This window comes from Sphingobacterium sp. SRCM116780, from assembly GCF_021442025.1.
Lineage (GTDB): Bacteria > Bacteroidota > Bacteroidia > Sphingobacteriales > Sphingobacteriaceae > Sphingobacterium.
The window spans coordinates 3,901,207-3,924,780 of record NZ_CP090446.1 but is presented as its reverse complement, the minus strand read 5'-3'; the positions used below and the strand labels follow the sequence as shown (position 1 = coordinate 3,924,780).

Genomic DNA, 23,574 nt, shown 5'->3' with positions numbered 1-23,574 from the left:
AATTCTAAAAGAGTAAATGATGATATACTGCTGATGAGAGCTTTTTCCCCAATCTTTCGGCATAAATAGCTATTTTGACATATAAAAAAATCCCCGCCTTACAGCCGGGGATTTCCTTTTAAGAGATTTTTTAGAGGACTCTTTGTTATGATTGTTTAAGTCTTAACATATACCTTGACTTTATTAGTCAATTAATTTGGATTGGTGTCGTTCAAGCGTATTGTATATTTTTTTAACATCTTGTGATTTTTCTTTTTGTAAAACTAATAATGCATCTTTAGTATACACCAAGATTGCATTATTTAAACCGACAAAAGCAGTATAAATATCTGTTCCAATCACCATATTACCATTTTCATCGACAGGATGTCCTGTTTCTCTCAAATAGTCATACATAGATTCAAAAGAACCTAAATCTGACCAGTTAAAGTCTGTTGCTACAACACGGATTTTCTTAGACCGTTCCATAACAGCATAATCAATACTAATGGAAGGAATCTCTTTAGACAAATCTTCATCTAAGATACCATTCATTTTATGTTGCCATGCGGCTAATGCCGTTGCATAGACACGGGGTTCAAATTGTTGTAATTCATGTAATAAGGTATCTGCGCGGAAGCAGAACATGCCTGAATTCCATAAAAAATTACCTCGTTCGATAAAGTCTTCTGCAGTTTCTTTATTCGGTTTTTCACGAAAGGATAGAACTTCGTCGTCTTTGTATTCAATGTATCCATAACCTGTTTCTGGTTTTGTTGCTTGAATTCCAAATGTCACAATATAACCTTGATTTGCTTTTTCAATACCCTCTTGAATTGCCTTTTCGTACTCTGCATCTCCTACAATCACATGATCTGAAGGTGTCACCACTAAAATGTCACTAGGATCAGCTGCAAAAGCTGCAAAAGCAATAGCAGCAGCGGTATTACGAGGCGTTGACTCGACGATATCGATATAATCGACTCCAGTGTTTTCCATCACTTCTCGACTCAATTGATTATTATCTTTATTTCCGACAATGATCACCTGACTGCAAAGATTCTGATTTCGATTCACCGTCATTTCAAACAATGATCCTTCTTTAAATAAGGAAAGATATTGTTTCGGATAACTTTTTCTTGACAGTGGCCATAGACGGCTCCCAACTCCACCAGAAAGAATTACATGTATTATATTACTCATTATATCTTTATTGTTGTATTAATTAAACGTATTTCTACAGAAATAGTTCACGAATATTTTCACTCGCTCTTTTTATTTCTCTAATTTTTCAGCTTCTTTCGCAGCAACTTCTTTACGCAGCCCTGCACTAGAAAAACGATGGGTACGTTTATTATAATATATCTCGATACCTTCTTCCACACAGTATTTCTTACCCGTAAAATCCATATCACGATATTCTTCTCCGATAATCCGTACTTGGATTGGTAAAGCCTTAATCATATCGATCAAATCTTGCTCAGTTTCATAAGGAATAATCTCATCAACGTAACGACATCCTTCCAGTTGAATATAACGTTCGACAACCGTCTGAGTAGGTTTTGCTTTATCTGGAGATACTTCAGATGGATCCGTATTGAGACCTACAATTAAATAATCACAATTGCGGCGTGCCTCTTCCAGCATCATAATATGTCCTGCATGTAGAAGATCAAAAACACCAAATGTAATCCCTATTTTCATATAAATTATATCTATTCTATAATTGAATAATTAGCCTTTATCAACTTCATGTTCTGCCACAATACGGCGAAGTCCTGAACTTGAGAAACGATGATCTCGACTATTGAAATAAAGATCTATACCCGATTCTTCACAATATTGTCGTCCTGTAAAATCACGTTCGCGATACTCATCACCAACAATTCGGACATCTATTTTAAAAGATCGCAATACATCTTCCAAGTCTTGCTCAGTGGCATAGGGCACAATTTGATCGACATATTTACAGCCTTTTAACTGTAAATAGCGTTCTACAACTGTCTGGGTAGGCTTATTTTTTTCAGGTCGATCTAAAGTTGGATCCGTTTGCAATCCGCAAATCAAAAAATCGCATTGGCGTCTTGCATCTTCCAACATCTTAATATGCCCTGCATGCAATAAATCGAACGCGCTAAAGGTAATTCCAATTCGCATTTCTTTCAATGGTGAGTTCATCATGATTGATTATCAAAATTTCATATCAAAATTACAACAAATAAATACATAATCTGTTTAACATTATTTAATTTAAATGAGGAATAAATTATTTGTAGGAATTAGGCGACGAATACGGACATGTCAAAATAGACTGATTTAGCCCTCTACTAGTGATTCTACGAATGGGTGTCGCAAGTATAGTTCAGCACAAGCTCTCGCATCTGAAAGAGCCTCGTGATGATTCAAGTCAATACCTAATACTTCACAGCAAGCATTCAATCTTGTTGGCTTAAAGCCTTTTTTACGATAAATTTTATAGGTGCATTCCCACATTTCGGGAAGTCCTAGCTCCTCATATACTAAACCATAGTATAGCATGGTTTTTCGCAATACATTCCGATCGAACAACTCATTGTGAGCAATCATCAATTTATTACTCAAAAGAGGTTTGATATCTTGAAACAGTTCTTTAAAAGTAGGAGAATAGAGCGTGTCTTTAGGTTTGATACCATGAACACGAGTGGTCTGCCACATATACTCATTACGAGGGGGTTGGATTAACGAATAGAATTCATTCGTGATCACACCAGATTCGACAGTTACGATACCAACGGCGCAAGCACTATTTTGGTGACCTGTTGCTGTTTCAAAATCTATGGCTGTGAATGTTAAGTCTGATCTCATGCATGTACTCTATCCCTGCAAATGTAAACAATATCCTTTTACATTTAAAATATCAAAGGAAATACAACAAAGGTTATGGGGTAGAAGGTTAGAAAGTTAGATCACTTTCTAACTAACTAACTAACTAACTAACTAACTAACTAACTTTCTTGTATAAGCATATCTCGTCTATTTCACTAGCTATTGATTGATCAGATTTCTCAATTTAGTATCACTAGGACGGGGACTGTCTGCATTGATTAAATTTACTGCTTTATCAATCAATATATAACGTGGAATATTATTTCAGGTTCTGCATTAATACTTATACTTTTCTTTCCATTTATCGCGAAGACTTTGTCTTAATTTCTCTTCTTGTGGATTTTTACCAGGATCATATAGGGTAATCCCACTTATTTCTTCAGGTAAAAATTCTTGAATCACAAAATTGCCTGGATAAGCATGTGCATATTTATATTCTAAACCATAATTGAGTTCTTTCATCAGTTTAGTTGGAGCATTACGTAGATGCAAGGGGACAGAAAGATCTCCAGTCTGTTTCACGACACTTTGTGCTTTATTGATTGCTTCATAAGAAGCATTACTCTTGACGGAGCTTGCTAAATAAGTCACCGTCTGTGCCAATATGATTCTTGACTCAGGCCATCCGATCACGTTAACCGCTTGAAAGCAGGTGTTAGCCAATAATAAAGCATTGGGATTGGCATTGCCGATATCTTCTGATGCCAAAATCAATAATCTACGGGCGATAAAAGATGGATCCTCTCCTCCTGCTATCATACGTGCTAACCAATAGATGGCCGCATTTGGATCCGATCCTCTAATAGATTTGATAAAAGCAGAAATAATATCATAGTGTTGTTCTCCTGCTTTGTCATAAATAGCCATATTCTGTTGCACTTGCTTCAATACAAATGCATTGGTAATAGGTTCATGATGTAGCACTGCTGCATTGCTAACCAATTCCAGTACATTTAACAACTTTCGGGCATCTCCTCCCGAAAGACGTAATATAGCTTCGTACTCTTCGATTTGGATATGTAGATCTTTTAGATATTCATCTTCATGTAATGCTTTCTCAACAAGACCGACAAGATCTTCTGTACTTAAATGTTCCAAAACATAGACTTGACAACGTGATAGCAATGCCGATATAACTTCAAAAGATGGATTTTCGGTTGTTGCTCCAATCAGGGTAACTAGTCCTCTTTCGACTGCTCCTAACAATGAGTCTTGCTGTGATTTGGAAAAACGGTGAATTTCATCAATAAACAAAATGGGTTGTTCTTGATTAAAGTTCATCAACTTCTCAGCTTTATCAATGATTTCTCGAATATCTTTAACCCCCGCTTGAATAGCACTCAAAGAAAAAAAAGGTCTACCCAATTCTTTTGCCATCAATAATGCTAAACTTGTCTTTCCTACTCCTGGAGGTCCCCAAAGCAGCATGGAAGGAATATTTTTCTGTTGGATAGCATGATATAATACCGCATCTTGTCCTATAATATGTTGTTGACCAACATAATCATCCAATTTTTTTGGACGCATCCGTTCTGCTAAAGGTATTCGTGTAGCCATATATCAAAAGTAATAAGATATATGAAAGTGTCCAAGTTATTCGCGATTCTTTATGGAATTCGAAAATTTGGCTATTTTTGAAACAAGCATTTAATATAAGAAGCTATCAGGAGTAAAACGAGCTCATTTATACAAATGAAAACTTATACTCATAAATAATTTATTTTTAATGAAAAAAAATCGCATTTATATACAGGATTGGCTAGGACAACATCCTTATCAGGGAAGATCAGATTCAGATCGTTATTATTTACAAGTAGCCAATGAAATACATGATGCTTTGCGTACACTATGGTTTGAAGAAGAAGAGACAAATGAACTCATCAAACCTGAAATAATAAAGACACTAAGTATTTATTTAACCTGTTACCTAGAAGATGTAATTTCTGACACAAAGCTCTTTCATGCCTTCCGAAAGGAGCATCAAAGTCTATATGGGAAGATGTTACCCTTTTTTGAAGATCAAGATTTAGTCGACTATTTTCCAGAAGATATCAATTCTCAAGATGTATTGGTATTATCTTGGTTGTTCTTTAGTGAACGAAATCCGCATCTTTTTTTAGATAAAAATGGTCGATTATTAGAATTGGTAACAGATTTGGCTTATGCCGTTTTGGAAGAACATTATGAAGTCGCTCCAGAAAATATGTTACTAAAAAAAGAGTATACTTTGGCGGTAGATGCTAATTACCTTGAAGTTCGCAACTTTGCAGAAAAGGTAATTGCAACCAACTATATTACAGGAGGTTATTACTATAACAGTTTGATGCAACATATGGATATTGCTGACTTAGGTCGCTACCAGCATGATCCTGCTTACTTGAATCAAATGACTTTCCGCGTACGCGATAACCATTTTATTTTCTTCCGTCTACATTTATTGGCTTTGAAATCTTGTGAATTTGTTTCTTCTATGCTAGAAACGACACATCCGCAATATGAGAGCGTAAGAATAATCGGAAACCGGATCGATAGCTTTTTTGAATTTGAAAAATTGCAGGAAGAACGCCTACAACTAAAGCACTTGACAACAGGCGAAACTTTCTTGGTCAACCAAAATTCGATTCAAAACTTCCAAGAACCTTCTTCTTCACAACTGTTCTATATGGAAATCATTCCCTGGAAAGATGCTTGGAACCTATCAGGCATGATGTCTGCTGTCGAAGCAGACCAGATTGATCTGACAGCTAATCAGGAAATGGATCAAGCATATTTGGTAGAATCACTAAGGGGTAAAAGAACGCATATCGAACAAGCTGAAAAACAGATCGAAGACTTGAAAAATCTATTTGTTAAAGACCATAATGGTTTATTGGCATTTGTCGAAGAGTCGAATATGCAATCCCTTATTCATGATTTGACACAAAAATATCGTAAGAAAGTTGGTTTACCGCAGATTGATGATCAACAAAATTCGACATCCGATGTTCCAAAAAATACAATTGTCACCGCTTTCTTCAATCCAAAATTGGGTTTGGAGTTTTTTGGAGGAATTGAAAACTTATTTCCAATTCAGCATAATCCTTTTTTTGTGCAGGATGAAGATGTATTAATTCCCTATGCTCAAAATCTATTACAATTATTAGTTCAGAAATTTTTCTCTGTAGGATTAGTTTCACATTTTTATGAATTGTATCAGGCAGAAATAAATCAACAGTTTTTTTATCATTTGGATATGAAAACACTTGATTTTCTATTGCGTTTCTATAAGAGTGACACTTATCACAACCGGCCCCAATTGATTATAAGATAATAATAGAAAAGGAGCTTTAAAGCTCCTTTTCTATTATTATCTTAACTATTGCTGTATAGTCAGCAATGGAAAATTTGGGGTTTCCAAATGAGCTTGTGCAATAACCTCACGCAATTCTTCTACTTTTTTTGGATTACCCTCTGCAACATTAAACTGTTCCTGTGCATCACGCTCTAAATTGTATAATTCTACAATTGGATTTCCACTTTTGACTTTTTTTGTAGAATCAGTTTCCAATCCCCTTTTCTTACTGCTTGACGACCACCATCCTTATGGAATTCCCAGTAAAGAGAATTGTGTTGCTGTTCCTTATCCTTTCCTAAAAAGTGTTGGGACAAAAGATTTACTTAAATCATCCAAATGTTTAGTCTCGATTAATTTTTGTCCATAAGCTCCTAAATCACCATAACCGAGATCGTCCGTCATAATAAATACAATATTGGGTCGACTATGCTTTTTTTTTGCTATTGTGACATTTGTCAGCATGATAATAATCACAAATAGTACTATTTTTTTCATAAGATAAATTAAGTATAGATTTATGCGGTCTTTAAAACTATTAAATATCATCCATAACATCATATCATTTTTATTGATCTAAATGACTGTTCTTTAATTGTTTTATGATGATGCATGTCTGAGCTTATTTAAATAACCTTTTCTCAAGGCAAGTATTTACTTTAACAATATTTCACATATTTTTTATACATATTTGTAAAATTTCAATTAGCAATAGGTAAATAACAAATGGTCAATATAAAATCTCAGAAAGTAATAGGAATAATCTTTGCCTCATTATTAGGAGTAACTTCCATGTGTTTTTCCCAAGATATTCGCAAAGACTATACTGGTGCAATTAAAAAATACAACGTTGATTTTAAGGGCATAGGTCCAAAAGTTTATTTTCTTCCTCCTCCAAAGTCGAGAACAGAACAATTGATCGAAATATATAATAGCGATGATCGAAAAGATATCGGGGAAAAAATAAATAAAGAGCTACAATTTCAAAGATTACTCCTTCAACTCAGGAGCAGTTTATCTATTGGACAATATCAATATTTAATTAATCCTAAGCCGACTAATACAGATGCATGGAATAAGTTATTAGTGAAAACCAGACAGAACTATGATGAAAATACCAATTCTGCTCTTTTAAATGAGGCTGCGATATTTTCAATTAAAAATAAGGAACTTACACAAGCACAAGATTATTTTAAAAACGCAATTAAGTTGAGTAAATCCGACGAATCTATAGCTCAACATAACCTGACGAGCACTTGGTTATACTTAGGAGATTTCCAAAAGGCAGAAGAACTTGCTCAAAAGCAATATGAATATGCTGTAGGCACTAAAAATTATAAAGATCAAGCGAATGCTTGGATGCATATTGCATTAGCAAGAAGTGGTCTAAAAAACTATAAAGAAGCCGAACAAAATATCATTAGAAAAGCTATTCCTCTTTATAATAAAGCGAAGGATTACGAAGGAAAAATACGTGCTTGGGAGTATCTAGCACAACTATATTTTGACCAAAATAAATATACGGAGGCACAATGGTTCTTATTACAAGCACAGGAACTTTCGAATAAGAAGGAGTTACCAAATGAATTGGCCGAAATTGAATATTTACTTGGTTATTCAAAACTCCTTGATAAAAATTTTAAGATTGCCAAAAAAGAATTTTTAGAGGCAACTACTTTGGCCAAGAAAGAAAACAACAGACCACTCGAGCTGGCTGTATTGGATAAACTTGGGGAAGTCTACGTACACTTAAAAGATTATGATGAGGCAGAAAAGACTTATCAAGCTTTTTTAAGTTTAAAATCTGAATTAGACACAGTTAAAGATTAGTACTGATGCTACTAATCTTTAACTTTTGCCCCTTCTCAATCTTCCAAGCGGCAACCTGCTACTTAAATAATTCTTGTAAAAAGATGATTAAATGCTTCCAAGAACGTTGAGCCGCTAATGGTTGAAAATCTGGACTGGCAGGATTTGTGAATGCATGTTTTGCATCTGCATAGTAAATCATTTGCCAATCGGCATGTGCATTTTCCACCTCACTTCTAAAATTAGCAACCTCATCTGCCGAAACATGTGGATCTGCAGCTCCATGTAGTACCAATATCTTCGTTTTCAATGGTCCATTTGGTCGAGTTCCTTTTCCTAGTCCACCATGTATAGAAATGACTCCCTGTACTTCAAAACCCGCTCTCGCAGCTTCTAAAGCTCCTGTACCGCCAAAGCAGTACCCCATTACTGCCAAACGCCTTGGGCTAGCTCCTCCACGCACCAATTGCTCTAATGCTAAACGAATACGGCGTTGATATGCTTCATAATCATTTTTGTATTTACCGGCCTGTTGTCCTGCCTCTGATGCATTTGTTGGTTTGTTACCTTCACCATAAATATCAGCAACAAATGTGATATATCCTTCTTTACTCAGTTGTTCTGCAGCTTGTATAGCTTCATCATCTATGCCCATCCAAGCCGGTAATATAAGAACACCAGGAGCTCCGTCGCCTGCATCGTTATTCAATAAGCCCTTCAATAATTGATCACCATCTTGATAGTTGATCGTTTTAACTTGTCCAAAGCCACTATCCACAATACAAAAACACAAAATTGACATAATTAAATTTTTCATAACATTCTTATTACAGATTAATTTGTTTATTCTTAAAGATACTTAACTTCATTTAAATGAGTTATAATTACAACGAAATTAAATCTTATAGATTTATCAAATAAATTTTTGATTTGTTCATATTTATGAATCGAATTTATTTAAATTTAGCTCTTTGGATTTAAAGCGCTATTTTTATTGTATTACAATTATCAAAATGACTATTAAAATTATAGAAAATATGTTTAAAAAGCTAATATTTACCCTTTTTGTTATTTCCATTGTTTCCTGTGGCTCAAAACCGCGTGTTAATTTAAACGATGTAGACAATGGATTAAAACCAACTGCACAACATGAAGTCATCGCGAAAGAAGTTGCTGGTTTATTGGAATCCACCAGTTACAAAAAAGTACAATTGGATGATTCCATTTCTAAAATTATATTTGACAACTTAATTAAAAGCTTAGATCAAGGGAAAAATTATCTTTTGCAATCCGACATTGATGAATTTCAACAGTATAAGAATACAATAGCGCAAGATTTCCGTCAAGGAGATCTATCAGCGGCCTTTCATATTTTCAATGTTTATTCTCACCGATACTTAGAGCGTTTGCAATATGCTTTAAAACAAGTTGATGTTAAACAGGACTTCAAATTAGATGAATATTATGTCCCTAGTCGTGAAAAATTAAGCTGGTTCAAAAATTCATCAGAAGCAGATACACAATGGAGACAACGAGTAAAATATGATTTGTTAAGTTTAGAAATGACTGCTGCAAAAAAAACAGATAGTACAGAAACTAAACAAAAAGAAACGTTACGTAAGCGTTATAATAATTTGATATCCCAAGCGAAAAAAATAAATTCAAATGATGCTTTTCAGGTCATTATGACTGCATTGACAGATGCTGTAGATCCACATACATCTTACTTTAATCCATCTTTTGCACAGGCATTCAATGAAGGCATGGCTAATACTTTCGAGGGAATTGGCGCCCGATTGATGATTGATAATGAAATGGTAACCATTAGCGAAATCATTCCAGGAGGCCCAATATTTAAAGATAAAAGCATCGCTATTAATGATAAAATTGTTGCGGTTGCACAAGGAAAAGATGGAGAGTTTGAAGATATTATCGGATGGAGATTAGACGCTGCAGTAGCGAAAATAAAAGGTCCTGCTGGTACTGTTGTTCGGTTGAAAATCATACCTGCTGGTCAACAAATCACTGCTCATCCAAAAATTGTAGCGCTTACACGTGAACGTATAGTCGTTGCTGAAGAGTCCGCTAAGAAAGAAATCTTAAATATAAAAGGTGCTGATGGCAAAAACTACCGAGTTGGCGTTATCAACATTCCTAAGTTTTATATGGATTTTGAGGCTTACCGCAAACGTGATCCAAATTATAAAAGTACCACTCGTGATGTCCGTTTGTTATTGGATACATTGAAACAGGAAAAGGTAGATGCCGTTTTGATTGATTTGCGTTTTAATGGAGGAGGTTCCCTTCCTGAAGCGATCGATCTAACAGGTTTATTTATTGATCAAGGTCCCGTTGTACAGGTACGTGATGTCCGAAACTCAGTAGATGTAGAAGAAGATAAAAATGCAGGTGTTGCATGGAGTGGACCATTAGGTGTCATGATCAATCGCTTCTCTGCTTCAGCTTCAGAAATTTTTGCTGGGGCGATTCAAGATTACGGTCGTGGTGTCATCTTAGGATCTCAATCTTATGGTAAAGGTACTGTACAATCTGCTGTAGATATGTCTCGTGTTATCAGCCCTTCAAGCAAGCTTTTATTAAAGGCACAAGGTGAAAAGGATCCTGACACCCCTAGTGGTGCTCCAGAATTCGGACAAATTAATATAACCTTAGGTAAATTCTATCGAATAAATGGTAGTAGTACACAGCATAAAGGAGTGAGTCCAGATGTATCATTCCCAACGCAATATTCGGCAGAAAAATTTGGAGAGAGCTCTGAACCGTCTGCTTTGCCTTGGGATCAAATTAAATCAAGTAATTTTACTAAAGTAGCTGATTTGACTAATTTAAATAAAAAATTAGAACAAGAACATGAGGCGAGAATGAAAAATTCTGTAGAATACAGGTTATTATTGGAAGATATTGCTGAGTTTGAAAAACGCGATGAAGAAACAAAGATTCCTCTTGAAATAGACAAATTCAAAAAAGAACGGGATGATAATCAAAAGAAAAATAGAGACCGCGTCAATGCTTTATTAAAACAAAGAGGCTTACCATTATGGGAAGAGGGTAAACCTCAACCAAAGATGGACTTTGATTTTGTACAAGATGAAAGTGCTAAGGTTATGACAGACTTTATCATCCAAGAAAAGAAATAATAAAAACGAATGATTAAATACAAAAATGGCTTGTCTTTCCAGACAAGCCATTTTTATTATTGGACGAAAAATTCTACAGAACAGACATGGGGTTCATCTACCCACTACTGATTATTTACCATCTGCATATTTAAAGTTTTTATTAATAGTAACAGGTAGTTTACCTGTTGCAACTACTTGACCCAAAATAGTCTTTGCTACGGCTCTTTGCATAAAATCATCATTTTGATAAGCCATTATGATTGTTTTACTTTTTTGAATTCCTTTAAACCCATCGATAGCATATGGATTGGTGAAGAAGGTAACAATTGATTTTTTAGCTAGTTTTTTAACTAAGCGTTTAACAGCATCTTTTGCTGGCAATTCGGGACGAGGACGGGAGCGCGCATCGTGGATAGCTAAAATAATTTGTTTATTTTTCTTTGCCTCTTTCAAAATACGCTTTAAATCATCTTCACTCGTTTCATCCGTTACATAATATTGACTTTCGTTTGATAAAGCATTTGCCATGATGGTTTGGAATGCGGCAGGAGCTTTCAATCCGATATTAACAATTGTGGTCTTTTCAGCTGTTTGGAATGTTTTAATTTTAGCAACTGACTTCAAAACGGTAACAGATGCTTCTGCCAGTTGATCAATCAGTTGTTTTTCGGATGCACTGTTTAAATCTGCGTATAAATTTGCTGGATTGACATCTTGGTAATGATTTAATCCTAACCATAATTTAGAAGCTAATACTTTTTTTACACGTGCATCTACATCTCCTTGTTGAATTCTTCCTTCTTGAATAGCCTTCATGACTAAATCTATAGCGCGTTTACTATTTTCAGAAACTTCTAGCAAATCATGTCCAGCAATAATCGCCATCACATCTGCTTCTCCATTTGGAAAAAATTTCTTCACTCCATTCATATCCATGGCATCCGTAACAGTCAACCCTTTGAAACCTAATTCTTCACGAAGAATACCCGTCACTACTGGTTTGGAAATGGATGAAGGGATATTTGGAGTTGGATCCAAACTTGGGATATTCATATGTGCAACCATAATAGCTGGAGCACCCTTTTTAATTAATTCTTTAAATGGAAACATTTCTAAAGCTTCCAAACGTTCCTTAGAAAATTTTAACTGAGGCAAATCATGATGCGAATCTACATCTGTATCACCGTGTCCAGGGAAATGTTTTAGTGAGGATATAATTCCTCCATTCATCATTCCTTCCATATAAGCCTGTGCTTTTCTCGCAACATTTTCTTTATTATCTCCAAAAGAGCGGAAACCGATAACAGGATTTTTAGGATTATTATTAATATCGACTACGGGAGCAAAATTAAAGTGCATGCCTATTCGGTGAAAATCTTTTGCAATTTGTTGCCCCATTTGATAAATCAATTTATTGTCTTGAACGGCTCCCAAAGTCATTTGGTAAGGATACGATAAGGTTGAATCAGGTAATCGCATACCCAAACCCCATTCCCCATCATAGGTAATCAATAGGGGAACTTTTGACAATTTTTGGTATTTATTAAACATATCCACATGGCGAAGTGGTCCACCTTGGAATACAACTAATCCTCCAAGCTGCTCATCTTTAATCACTCGAGCAACGGAATCAATATATTTTTGACCTAGATTGGTATGCGCTCTCACCAAAAATAATTGAGCAATCCGCTCTTTAGGTGTTAATGTATTAAAGACAGAGTCAACCCATGTATGCGGCGAATTAATATACGTGACAAAATCCTTCTTGTCTTGTGCTTGTAAAAAAGGGATAGATGTTGCCATTGCGACAACAGCTAATGCTAGTTTTTTTAACATAAATAGTTTTTATAATTATAGTTACTAATAACGGGTATTTTTTAGACAATAGAAAACAGTTTGTGCAACAAATTTGATAAAACATGCACAAACTTGCATTAAAAGTGCAAAAAAAATCTAATGCTAGATTAAATTATACTTCTCTTCTAATAATATTGCGAGTTCCATGGCATGGTCTAATTCACCATTTGCTTCTTTTTTCCATAATGTATCAATAACGATAAGCAAAAATTCTGTTTCTAAATCTGGGTTCTTATAACCAAGTTCTTTGAATGCCCGAACAATAATCGCCTGAACAGGTTTCATAAACTGTTCATGCTGTTGTCTTGAAAATGGATGGTGAGATAGGCGTTCTTGTAATTTCCAAAAAATAGGTTCATCAGCAACCAATTTACTGGGTAAATTAATCATTTTACGCAAAAAGTCCTTTGAGTCCACGTAGGTCATCATTCCTTTATGATGTGTCAACACTTTACGATATCCTGCCTTGATTAAATAAACCAATAATGCATCTTTATTTCCAAAATGTTTAAAAATCAATGCTTCGGAAACTCCAGCATTCATAGCGATAGCTTTCGTAGAAGTATCAGCGTAGCCTTGCTCTGAAAATAAATTCAAAGCCTCTCGCATAATTTTTTCTTTTCTACTCAATACACTATCCTTCATTTTTTATTCACATTTTTTCAGTTTACAAATATATTTATTCTTTTTTGTCAAACGAGTTCAATTGTAACTAAAAATAATAATTTTTATATAAAATCCTGAAAAGCCATGGTATTGAAAGAACATGGGTTGCCTCTTACTACAAAAAACAAAAATCAGTGCTATAGTGAGAAAGGAAGTTCCATAAACTGAAATGAACTTGATTCCTCTTTTCAGCAATTTTAAAAAAGCCTTTGTAATGTTTATGAAATCCGTAAATTAAAAAGCTATTTATAAAAACTGAACTCCTCTTTCACGTAATATTTCTTGTTTTATACTATATTCATCTTGATTGATGGCTTGGGTAGCATCTTTCAAAACTAGTGTTTGGTATCCTAATGTTAAAGCATCTTCAGCAGAATAGTAAACACAATAATCAGCAGCCAATCCGCATAGATGGACTTCATCTACTGACCGACCTCTCAGATAAGCATCCAAACCTGTATTCTTCCGTTTTCCATTATCAAAAAAACAACTGTAGCTATCAATTTCAATATCCATTCCTTTTCTGAAAATAGCTTCCACCCGATTCCATACTATACGATCATCCAGCTTCGCCCCTTCTTCTCCTTGCACACAATGGTCAGGCCATAATACCTGTGGCAAACCGTTTAGATCAATAACATCATAGATCTTCTTTCCTGCATGTTGACTCGCGAAACTTTTATGATGAGCAGGGTGCCAGTCTTGTGTTGCTACAACTAAATCGTAATCTGTTTGTATACGATTAATAGCAGGAATAATAGTTTCTCCAGCAGGAACGTATAACCGCCCCTTCTCCAAGAAGTCGTGTTGCATGTCGATGATGATCAGTGCTTTCATGACTGAAATTTAATCGACCGAAAGCATATATCCTATTCCTCGAATATTTGTTATTTTTATGCGAGCATCTTTATTTAGGTATTTACGTATACGACTAATAAAAACATCAAGACTTCTTCCTGAAAAATATTTATCATAACTCCAATAGGTCTTCATGATATCCTCACGTGGAATCACTTGGTTGCGGTTCTCATACAGACTTCTTAAAAGTTCACTTTCACGATAAGATAGTTTAATAACTTCGTCCTTATAACTTAAAGATTGTTTTAGGCTATCCAATATATAGTCTCCGATCATTAAATTTTGATTAAATAACTTTTTTGGACTGTTTTTTAGTAATGATTCTATACGAACAACTAATTCTTCTATACGAAAAGGTTTTTTTAAATAATCATTCGCTCCTATGTGAAACCCCTTAACAACATCTTCTGTCTGTACACGTGCTGTTAAGAAAATAATAGGTACCTGACTATCTTTTTCTCGAATCTGTGTAGCCAAAGTAAAACCATCCATAACTGGCATCATGATGTCGATCAAGAGGATATCTGGCTTTTGTTCTTCGAATGAACGTAGGGCCTTTTGTCCATCTTGACAATGTCTAACTGAAAATCCATTGGCTTCTAAACTGTCAGAAACAATCAGTGCCAAACTGGCCTCGTCTTCTACATACAATATATCAATCATAATTCTTATAATTTGGGTAACTTCACTGTAAAAGTACTGCCTTTAGTTAAGCTGCTTTTTACTGTAATTTTTCCTCCGTGTTGCTGAACAATCTGACGTACATAGGCTAGCCCTATTCCAAATCCCTTTACCTGATGTAAATTTCCCTCTGGAACTCTAAAAAACATATTAAAAATCTCTTTATGATATGCTTGAGAGATTCCCTGACCATTATCTGAAACACTAAATTCTATATAGTCATTAAATTCACGAGCTGAAATTGTAATTTCAACCGTATCTCCCGAATATTTAATTGCATTTTCCAATAAATTATTAATGATATTTCTTAAATGAGAACCATCCGCATGTATCCATATTTCATCAACAAGAAAGTCAAATATGATATTAACATCCTTATTGACATTGATTTTAAATGTGTCTGATGCATCTTTAAATAGTTGAATTAAATCAACCTGCGCTTTATCCAATTTAACACCAGAAATTTCATCTACATCCATCTGTAGAACCCGTTCAATCATAGCGGCAAGATGATCCAATTCTTTTCTTGAAATGGCTAAGTATCGGTCCATTTTCTCACGATCATTTTTAACACCATATAGTTGTATAGCCTCTACAGCAGCCATCACGGTTGAAACAGGTGTCTTCAGCTCATGTGTCATATTGTTCACAAATGCTTTACGCATCTCGGCTAACCTATTCTGTCGGAAGATAGTTTTAAATAGATAAATAAATGATCCGATAAAAATACTGACTAAAAGGATAGAAATACCTAATTGCCACCCTAGATCAAAAAGTAAATCTTTCCAAACATGGTCAAATTTAACGACTAAAAACTTACTATTAGTTGGATCTATTAATATGGGTCGAGTCCAGGATAGTTTTTTTTCTCGGTATTCTTTACGTACCGCCATTAAACTATCTCTAGGAAAAGCCTCGATTTCGATTGTATAATTTGCGGCTATTCCTTTCGACTTCAATGCCGCATCAAATTTAGCTTTTATCTCTTTGATCATTTCTGGAGATACCTTTATTTGTAAAAATAAAAACGGAGGTATCATTTCTCCACTTGACCTGCCATTGAACAACTTTTGTCTAAATTCTTTATGAAAAAATTCTTTATTTCTTGATTTCGATAATTTATCTTCTAAATTAGGCGGTATCAGATCTTTAAACAATGTGTCGATCTCTGTATCTGTATATTTCGCTTTTAGCTCTTTTCGCAATTTCCCCAACACACCTCCTTGATTACTTTTTAGGTCATTACTATGGGCCTGATAAACATCTTGTACAACATTGAACATACTTCTCTCGGCGGAAGATAGGAATAACTCTAGACGGTTATTGTAACTTCCGTACAACCATATTGCTAGAATACTGATGATACCTATCCCGGTCAATACTGACAGAGTTATCAATAATTTAAACTTATTTGCCATAATTAAAAACAAATTTAAATTACTAGATTTGCATTTAGCTTGGTAATTAACCATATTTAACAAAATATAACACTGATTAACAATGCGCATTGATTACATTTGCATTATTCAATTTTTAAGCATGATAAAAAATTTTAAGAGACGTAGTATTCAATTTTTATTCTCAGCACTATTACTTACAGCCTTTATGGCTTGCAATAAAGATATTTCGCTCTCTTTAGACAATTCAAGAGATGAATCTATGGGAATTGTTCCTGTTGACTCCATTCAAGTGAATGTCGCTACTTATCAATTAGATGATGTACCAACATCTGCAACGGGTGTTGTTCTTGTTGGAAAAAATTCAAATGCGATAACAGGTTCTGTTAGTGCTACATCTTATATGCGTCTTGGTATTGGTGATATCACGACAGCATCTATACCAACTGCTGCTGTATATGACTCCATTACTTTCGTATTAAAGCCAAATAAATATTATTATGGTGATACAACTCAAAATCAGACAATTTCAGTTCACCGATTAACAGAGCAAATTACATTAAAAGAAGTCAATTCTGGATCCGATATTAACGAAAGACCTGTCTTTGTAAGTGGGGCAGCCATTTATAACAATCAAAAATTTGCATATGATCCAACCGCTTTAGGCACTTTATCATTCAAACCTTTCGTCAATAAATTAGATTCAATTTCTATTAAATTAAACAACAATTTAGGAAACACATTATTTTCATATATTAAAGACGGAAATATAAATATTTCTTCTAATGATAATTTTGCTGAATTTTTCAAAGGAATAGCACTAGTACCTGGAAATAACAATACAGCTGTTATCGGTTATCAAGATACGGTATTTATGCAAATCCATTATAATTTAGTGAATGATGAAGGATTTAAAGTAAATCGAGTAGCAAAATTTAATTTAGCAAGTAAGTCTTACCAATTCAATAATGTAGAAGCAGATCGCTCTGGAACTTCATTTAACGGATTAAGTCTTGTAAATCCTGAATTAAAAAGTAGTTCAACACAAGGAGATGTTTTTTTGGAAGGAAGTACTGGAACTGTAGTTAAATTAAATTTTCCGACACTTTTAGCATTAGTTAATGATCCAACTGTAGCGATTAATAAGGCAGAACTCGTTATAGAGACAGAGGGTAAATATTACAGTTCATTCTTTAAAGCACCGACAAGTTTAATCTTAATGGTAGCAAACGCTGGAGGAAATCCGGTAAGTATGGTGAATTCACCTTATACAACAACTGTACAACAAGCAGGGTATGCCGCATCAAATGACGTTGGAGCGAATGCAAAGTATACCTTTAATTTAATAGAGTATTTAAACAATATTAAAAAAGAAAGCTACTACAATACATCTTTATTCCTGAGTGTACCTACAACAGGTCTATTCTCAAAAACCGATAGACTTATTGTAGCAAAGGATTCAAATAAAAAACCCAAAATAAAATTAAACATCTTATATACTAAATTTTAACAGTTTATGAACAAGAAAAATTGGCTACTAATATTATTAGCGTGCGTCGTAACTTTCTCTACTTACTCCTGTAAATCAAGCAATGATACTTCAGACGAAGTAACAGAATGGACTAGGGGTTCTGCGTTCGATGGTGGCGCAAGAAGTGGGGCAGTATCTTTCTTAATTAACAATATTGCTTATGTAACAACGGGTATTGCAACAGAAGGTCAAGTATCTGTTCGAAAAACTGATACTTGGGCATATAGTGCTTCCGCAGGAACCTGGTCTAAAAAAGCTGATTTCCCAGGTATTGCTCGTAACAATGCAGTTGCTTTTGCAATTGGTAACAGTGGTTATGTGGGTACTGGTTTTGATGGAACAAATGCATTAACAGACTTTTATAAATATGATGCTTCAGCTAACACTTGGATGAAGATTGCTGACCTTCCTGCTGATGCAGCACGTTATGGTGCTGTTGCCTTTGCAATCGGTGGTTATGGATATGTAGGTACTGGTTCTAAAGGAAATGACAACGATACGAATGTTAAAACATTCTACAAATACAATCCTACAGCTAACACATGGACTTTAGTTGATAGCCCTTTAGAGTCTAACAGAAGATATGGATTTTCATTTGTAATCAATGATGTTGCTTATATAGGCGGCGGAATTGATAACAGTTCATATCCTGAAGATTTCTTTAAATTTGATGGTACGAAATGGACTAAATTAAATGATTTGAATCGCGATGACAATTCTTATACATACAATTTAACTCGTTCAAATACTTCTGCTTTTGTATTGAATAATTTAGCTTACGTAGTAGGTGGAAAGAAATCATCTGTTATCAACACGATCTGGGAATACAATCCTTCTACTGATGTTTGGAACTCTGATAATCAGGTTTTCCAAGGTTCAGCTAGACAAGATGCTGTTTCATTTACTATTGATAATGTGGGATATGTTACAACAGGTATGAACGGAACAAACAAATTCTATGATACTTGGAAATTTGTACCAGTAAAATAGTTTACACACAGATAATATAACTGAAAAATGTGCTGAGGGGTTAAACTTTCAGCACATTTTTTATTTATATTGAGTATCACTACTTGTTATCAAAAAAAATAGTCACCTCATGTATCAGTGTCTGATGCTATAAATCGTAAATCAAGATAAGTATTGAATATAAACATATTGATTTATCAAAGGGTGAAATACCCTGAGATTATAAAAAGATAAAGGGAAGTAATTGTTAATTACTTCCCTTTATCTTTTTATTTATAAGATGATTAAATTAATCCCTTTTCTTTTAATACTTCAGCTATTTGAACGGCATTTGTTGCTGCTCCTTTGCGCAAGTTATCTGCAACGACCCACATGTTTAACGTTTTATCCTGAGACTCATCTCGACGAATACGACCCACAAATACTTCGTCTTTACCGTGAGCATCTTTAGGCATCGGGTATTTCAAATTTGCAGGATCATCAACGACAATAACACCACTCTGTGCTGCTAATGCTGCTCGAACGTCAGCCAAATCAAAATCATTTTCAAATTCAATATTCAATGATTCGGAATGTCCCCCCATAACAGGAATACGTACCGTAGTTGCCGTAACCTTAATGGAATCATCACGCATAATCTTGTTTGTCTCCAAGATCATTTTCATTTCTTCTTTTGTATAACCGTTATCTTGGAAAACATCAATTTGCGGGATGACATTTAAATCAATTTCGTACGCATATGCTTTTTCTCCATCTTTCTTGCCAGCACGTTCATTCATCAGTTGATCAACAGCTTTCACACCTGTACCCGTTACGGATTGATAAGTAGAAACAACAACGCGTTTAATTTTATATTTATCATGAAGAGGTTTTAAAGCCACTACCATCTGTATTGTTGAACAATTTGGATTGGCAATGATTTTATCTTCAGCATTTAAAACATCTGCATTTACTTCTGGTACGACCAATTTTTTCGTTGGATCCATACGCCAAGCAGAAGAGTTATCAATAACTGTGATTCCTGCTGCTGCGAATAATGGCGCATACTCTAACGAAGTACTACCGCCTGCAGAAAACAAAGCAACATCCGGTTTTAAAGCAATAGCTTCAGATGGTGTAACCACCTTATACTTCTTTCCCTTAAAATCAATTTCCTTACCCTTACTACGCTCTGAAGCTACTGGAATTAATTCTGAAACTGGGAAATTGCGCGCTGCTAACACTGTTAACATTTCAGTACCTACTAGGCCTGTTGCGCCGACTACTGCGACTTTCATCTTGTTACTTTTTCTTTAAATTGTTATAAAATGTATTAATTATATTCAAATTTAGAATATACTAGTTTTTCAAACTTACGAAATTAGTGTTAATTATTATCAATAATTGCAAAAAATCAAGACAATTGTATTAATATCAACAAATATTAGTCTATTTTATAAAATACCACTAAAAAACAACTTCACTCAAGCCTGTCTATACTAATTCTTTGTTTATTTCTGTTTCGTAAACTTAGGTACTATTACACCCAACGGGTTAAAAGATTACTTATTGTATTACTCCGTTAACAATAGCCAAATTTTCTTTAATATCTATTTGCAGATATCCACAACTACTAGGTATTTTCCCATCTTTATAATATTTATTGACAAAACGACTTCTGGACTCATACTCATAATAATCAATTTTTCTAGTAGAATTTATAGAAACAGATTCTCCATGATCATTTGAAAGAGCATAATCAAACTCTGTCGAAAGGCTCTTTATGATAGTGATAGCATTAGAATTAGTTGTTTCGACCCAATCGCTTGGTTTGATTATTCCATAATATTTATCAAAAACAATATAACACTTACCTCCTAATCTTTTCCAAACCGTTATATAATTCCCTTCAGAAATTTCATAAAATGATCGTGTTTGATCATAACCTAATAAGCAAGATACTACTACAAAAAAAATAATAAATAATTTCAATTTCATAACACAACTATTTTTGATATCTGATCATCATTTTACGAAAGATTCCGATTCCTTTAAAGAACTCCAAGCTATTAGCTATTTCTACTCCCTATTGATTCATTCGAATAAATTATTGTCACTATTTTTACATGGTCTTCTAATGAAGTGTATCTAGATAAGTTCATGGCAATCATTTTAATAATTTTTTAAAAGTTTCTTTATGTACCCTAAAAGGTTTTATTAACCCTAAGACGATCTCACTCCTAGTGTCTAAAGTCAAAATATTCCAATTTTCCACATTTTTGATATGAAAAATGATCGCTTCTAATTTTTTAGGAAAATCTTCAATATAAAACTCTTGATTCTCATTATAACCCATTTGGTGTAAATGATTTGACAATTCCCCTCGTACTTTTAAATATAACTCTGTAGTTATGGGGCTCTGTGCCAAATAGCTTGATTCATCATTTATAATATGAAATCGAATTATATCTAATACTTTAGACAATACTATCAACTCATGTTCTTTATTAATTTCCATTTATTTAAATTTATTAGGTTTTATATAAATAAGGTGTCTGAGTATCTAAAATGATATCCTAGATCAAATATTATACAAGTATCCCAATCTGATGAAAGATTGGGATACTTGTATAATATAAATTTAACTGTTGTTTTCTATTGGGACAACCTTAAATTTTTGAGTTGAAAACCTGTATAATCACAATTCCAATCATCAGACCCATATACAAAAATCTCTATATTACTCAATTTTCCCTCATTGACATTCCCAACAAATCCTAATCCTACTTCAAGTTCACTTATTTCAATCAACTTATCAACAGATAAGACATCTTCAGAAATTAAGATAAGGTCAATTTCATTTTTATAATTTAAAAAAATATATTGTCCAACACCAGTACATTCTCTTTCTGTAACACTCAATTTATCTATATGAGTATACAAACTCGGACAATTCTCTGCAAGTGCAAAGAGAAGAGCCAATTCAAAAACAGTTAAGTTATTGATCATAATCCTTTTCTACTAAAAGATGATATTTCTATTTGATTTTCACTTATTATGCTTACTTTAACAATATTTTCACTATTGCTACTTGGAAACAGATCCAATTTACTCACATTTCACCTTTCACTCTCTGCATTCCCGATAAATCGGGACAAGCTGCGAACCTAGCGCCATAATCTATTGATATTAAAACTCGTCTTGACCATTACCTTATTTAAACTTTGTATTTTCGCGCACATAGTTTAAATTATATCCTTCGGATATCATGTATAGATCGCCTTCTTGATGACCATTTTGAAGGGTAAAAGGATAATATTAGATCATTTGAAATCACTTTTACAGAATTGCCGACTTTTATATCGTTCGAAATTGTAGTATATAATTCCGCTAAATCATTCTTAATTCTGTATGGGTAAATTCCCTTAAATTCATTATGATCAATGCTTTTATAGAAGTCATTGACATTGGATTTAAGGAGTTTTAATTCAAGTATTCCAAAAGCATGGTTATTCGACCTTTGAATTCTAACGATTATACCTTCAAATGCAACATTATTATGTAATAATCTATTAGATGTCGTAATCTCTTTCTTTGATAACTGAAAATTATGATATAGCACCCAAGAAAAAGCCATCAAACAAATAATCAATACCAAGTACTTTAAATTTTTCATTTTTATTTCTAATTATTAAGAATTCTAATTTCAATCACAGACTATCTAAAGATCTCATCGCATTATTTCCCTTAATTTAGCCTCCGTTCCAGTTGATATGGCAGAACCTATAGGGTTTATCTTATTATTGAACTTGTCCAGAAATCCTCTTTGAGCAGTAGGCTTAACATCATTAATTAACCATGTCTGAGCCCCTGTACCAACTACCCCTCCTAAATTACCACCTGCTCCTACGCCAACATTCGCCCCTATTGATACTCCTCTCCAACCAGGTACTTCAGATTTGCTTCCTCTAAAAGTACTAACACTTATACCTCCTCCTGCTATCATTTTAACATCTGCCCCAACTCCAACAGATATCGTTACTCCAGCATAACCTTGTGGAGTTATTACATCTTTGGAAGTATTATATGCAATGGAAACACTACCACACAGTTTGCGGTACACTCCAAATTTTGTTTTTATTATTTACTAAAATAGTATTTAATCATTTACGAACTCAAATACAATCTTATCAAAAGTTCCTTTATTCAATTCTACTTTCAAACTATCAATAATTCTTGTTCTATTATTTTTATCAGAAAGACTTCTCCTAACTTCATTAAACTTTTCATTAAATAACTCTTGATCATCATATCTTATAAATAAATTTTGATTTGTATTAATATATTTAACCAACAAAGTATCTAAATTATTTATTTTAATTTCTATCTCATGTTCGCCTTCTGTGATATTATTTTGTTTTAACAAAATACTTGAATTAACTCTACTATTTTTTATTACAGTATCTATTAGAATCTTTTTGTCAATTGATATTTTCATATAGTACTTATTTT

Annotated in this window: 24 protein-coding genes; 5 read left to right on the top strand and 19 right to left on the bottom strand. The window is 33.9% G+C overall.

Translation table 11 applies throughout. The annotated features are described in order from the left end of the window. Positions 1-183 precede the first annotated feature (183 nt). The 5 genes from LZQ00_RS16965 to LZQ00_RS16945 form a co-directional block, all read right to left on the bottom strand. Positions 184-1,182, bottom strand: coding sequence for a mannose-1-phosphate guanylyltransferase (locus tag LZQ00_RS16965; RefSeq protein ID WP_234510442.1), 999 nt, complete (start codon positions 1,180-1,182; stop codon positions 184-186). Between the two features lie 72 nt (positions 1,183-1,254). Then, entirely contained in the window at positions 1,255-1,683 is a 429-nt protein-coding gene (locus LZQ00_RS16960) for an adenylyltransferase/cytidyltransferase family protein (RefSeq protein WP_234510441.1), read from the bottom strand. Between the two features lie 30 nt (positions 1,684-1,713). Next, the gene (locus tag LZQ00_RS16955) at positions 1,714-2,160 is read right to left on the bottom strand and encodes an adenylyltransferase/cytidyltransferase family protein (protein ID WP_234510440.1); all 447 of its coding nucleotides are present in this window, start codon (positions 2,158-2,160) and stop codon (positions 1,714-1,716) included. Between the two features lie 135 nt (positions 2,161-2,295). Further along, entirely contained in the window at positions 2,296-2,823 is a 528-nt protein-coding gene (locus tag LZQ00_RS16950; RefSeq protein ID WP_234510439.1) for a 3'-5' exonuclease, read from the bottom strand. A gap of 297 nt (positions 2,824-3,120) precedes the next feature. Beyond that, positions 3,121-4,401 carry a replication-associated recombination protein A gene (locus tag LZQ00_RS16945; protein ID WP_234510438.1) on the bottom strand — a complete coding sequence of 427 codons (1,281 nt, stop codon included), beginning with the start codon at positions 4,399-4,401 and terminating at the stop codon, positions 3,121-3,123. A 169-nt stretch (positions 4,402-4,570) separates the two neighbouring features. Here LZQ00_RS16945 and LZQ00_RS16940 point away from each other — a divergent pair, with 169 nt between their 5' ends. Next, on the top strand, positions 4,571-6,154 hold the full coding sequence (locus tag LZQ00_RS16940; protein WP_234510437.1) for a DUF3843 family protein: 1,584 nt from the start codon (positions 4,571-4,573) through the stop codon (positions 6,152-6,154). A gap of 45 nt (positions 6,155-6,199) precedes the next feature. Here the strand turns inward: LZQ00_RS16940 and LZQ00_RS16935 are convergent, their stop codons facing one another. Further along, the gene (locus LZQ00_RS16935; protein WP_234510436.1) at positions 6,200-6,391 is read right to left on the bottom strand and encodes a hypothetical protein; all 192 of its coding nucleotides are present in this window, start codon (positions 6,389-6,391) and stop codon (positions 6,200-6,202) included. A gap of 72 nt (positions 6,392-6,463) precedes the next feature. After that, positions 6,464-6,673, bottom strand: coding sequence for a sulfatase-like hydrolase/transferase (locus LZQ00_RS16930; RefSeq protein WP_234510435.1), 210 nt, complete (start codon positions 6,671-6,673; stop codon positions 6,464-6,466). A 228-nt stretch (positions 6,674-6,901) separates the two neighbouring features. On the opposite strand from LZQ00_RS16930, the gene LZQ00_RS16925 reads away from it, so the two are divergent. After that, on the top strand, positions 6,902-8,005 hold the full coding sequence (locus LZQ00_RS16925) for a tetratricopeptide repeat protein (protein WP_234510434.1): 1,104 nt from the start codon (positions 6,902-6,904) through the stop codon (positions 8,003-8,005). 58 nt (positions 8,006-8,063) lie between these two features. Here LZQ00_RS16925 and LZQ00_RS16920 read toward each other — a convergent pair whose 3' ends face one another. Further along, on the bottom strand, positions 8,064-8,801 hold the full coding sequence (locus tag LZQ00_RS16920; protein WP_234510433.1) for a dienelactone hydrolase family protein: 738 nt from the start codon (positions 8,799-8,801) through the stop codon (positions 8,064-8,066). 196 nt (positions 8,802-8,997) lie between these two features. Between LZQ00_RS16920 and LZQ00_RS16915 the strand changes: the two genes are divergently transcribed. Then, entirely contained in the window at positions 8,998-11,142 is a 2,145-nt protein-coding gene (locus LZQ00_RS16915; protein ID WP_234510432.1) for a carboxy terminal-processing peptidase, read from the top strand. A gap of 111 nt (positions 11,143-11,253) precedes the next feature. Here LZQ00_RS16915 and LZQ00_RS16910 read toward each other — a convergent pair whose 3' ends face one another. The 5 genes from LZQ00_RS16910 to LZQ00_RS16890 all read right to left on the bottom strand — a co-directional run bounded on the left by LZQ00_RS16910 (position 11,254) and on the right by LZQ00_RS16890 (position 16,604). Continuing rightward, a complete protein-coding gene (locus LZQ00_RS16910; RefSeq protein ID WP_234510431.1) occupies positions 11,254-12,960 on the bottom strand; it encodes a glycoside hydrolase family 3 protein in 1,707 nt (568 codons plus the stop codon). 123 nt (positions 12,961-13,083) lie between these two features. After that, on the bottom strand, positions 13,084-13,626 hold the full coding sequence (locus tag LZQ00_RS16905) for a TetR/AcrR family transcriptional regulator (RefSeq protein WP_234510430.1): 543 nt from the start codon (positions 13,624-13,626) through the stop codon (positions 13,084-13,086). A 267-nt stretch (positions 13,627-13,893) separates the two neighbouring features. After that, positions 13,894-14,484, bottom strand: a complete 591-nt coding sequence (gene pncA / locus LZQ00_RS16900; protein ID WP_234510429.1) for a bifunctional nicotinamidase/pyrazinamidase — start codon at positions 14,482-14,484, stop codon at positions 13,894-13,896. Between the two features lie 9 nt (positions 14,485-14,493). Further along, the gene (locus tag LZQ00_RS16895) at positions 14,494-15,168 is read right to left on the bottom strand and encodes a response regulator transcription factor (protein ID WP_234510428.1); all 675 of its coding nucleotides are present in this window, start codon (positions 15,166-15,168) and stop codon (positions 14,494-14,496) included. Positions 15,169-15,173: 5 nt separating this feature from the next. Then, a complete protein-coding gene (locus tag LZQ00_RS16890; protein WP_234510427.1) occupies positions 15,174-16,604 on the bottom strand; it encodes a sensor histidine kinase in 1,431 nt (476 codons plus the stop codon). Positions 16,605-16,725: 121 nt separating this feature from the next. Here LZQ00_RS16890 and LZQ00_RS16885 point away from each other — a divergent pair, with 121 nt between their 5' ends. Beyond that, on the top strand, positions 16,726-18,093 hold the full coding sequence (locus LZQ00_RS16885) for a DUF4270 family protein (protein WP_234510426.1): 1,368 nt from the start codon (positions 16,726-16,728) through the stop codon (positions 18,091-18,093). A 6-nt stretch (positions 18,094-18,099) separates the two neighbouring features. Next, positions 18,100-19,104, top strand: a complete 1,005-nt coding sequence (locus tag LZQ00_RS16880; protein ID WP_234510425.1) for a Kelch repeat-containing protein — start codon at positions 18,100-18,102, stop codon at positions 19,102-19,104. A gap of 263 nt (positions 19,105-19,367) precedes the next feature. On the opposite strand, the gene LZQ00_RS16875 is transcribed toward LZQ00_RS16880, so the two are convergent. The 6 genes from LZQ00_RS16875 to LZQ00_RS16850 all read right to left on the bottom strand — a co-directional run bounded on the left by LZQ00_RS16875 (position 19,368) and on the right by LZQ00_RS16850 (position 23,560). Continuing rightward, positions 19,368-20,360, bottom strand: a complete 993-nt coding sequence (locus LZQ00_RS16875) for an aspartate-semialdehyde dehydrogenase (RefSeq protein WP_234510424.1) — start codon at positions 20,358-20,360, stop codon at positions 19,368-19,370. Between the two features lie 268 nt (positions 20,361-20,628). After that, a complete protein-coding gene (locus tag LZQ00_RS16870; protein ID WP_234510423.1) occupies positions 20,629-21,060 on the bottom strand; it encodes a hypothetical protein in 432 nt (143 codons plus the stop codon). A 169-nt stretch (positions 21,061-21,229) separates the two neighbouring features. Next, complete coding sequence (locus LZQ00_RS16865; protein WP_234510422.1) at positions 21,230-21,580, bottom strand: hypothetical protein; 351 nt, start codon at positions 21,578-21,580, stop codon at positions 21,230-21,232. A 137-nt stretch (positions 21,581-21,717) separates the two neighbouring features. Continuing rightward, positions 21,718-22,071 (bottom strand): hypothetical protein, encoded by a 354-nt coding sequence (locus LZQ00_RS16860; protein WP_234510421.1) that lies wholly within the window; start codon positions 22,069-22,071, stop codon positions 21,718-21,720. A gap of 721 nt (positions 22,072-22,792) precedes the next feature. Then, positions 22,793-23,185, bottom strand: a complete 393-nt coding sequence (locus LZQ00_RS16855; protein ID WP_234510420.1) for a hypothetical protein — start codon at positions 23,183-23,185, stop codon at positions 22,793-22,795. Positions 23,186-23,221: 36 nt separating this feature from the next. Then, entirely contained in the window at positions 23,222-23,560 is a 339-nt protein-coding gene (locus LZQ00_RS16850; protein ID WP_234510419.1) for a hypothetical protein, read from the bottom strand. Positions 23,561-23,574 lie beyond the last annotated feature (14 nt).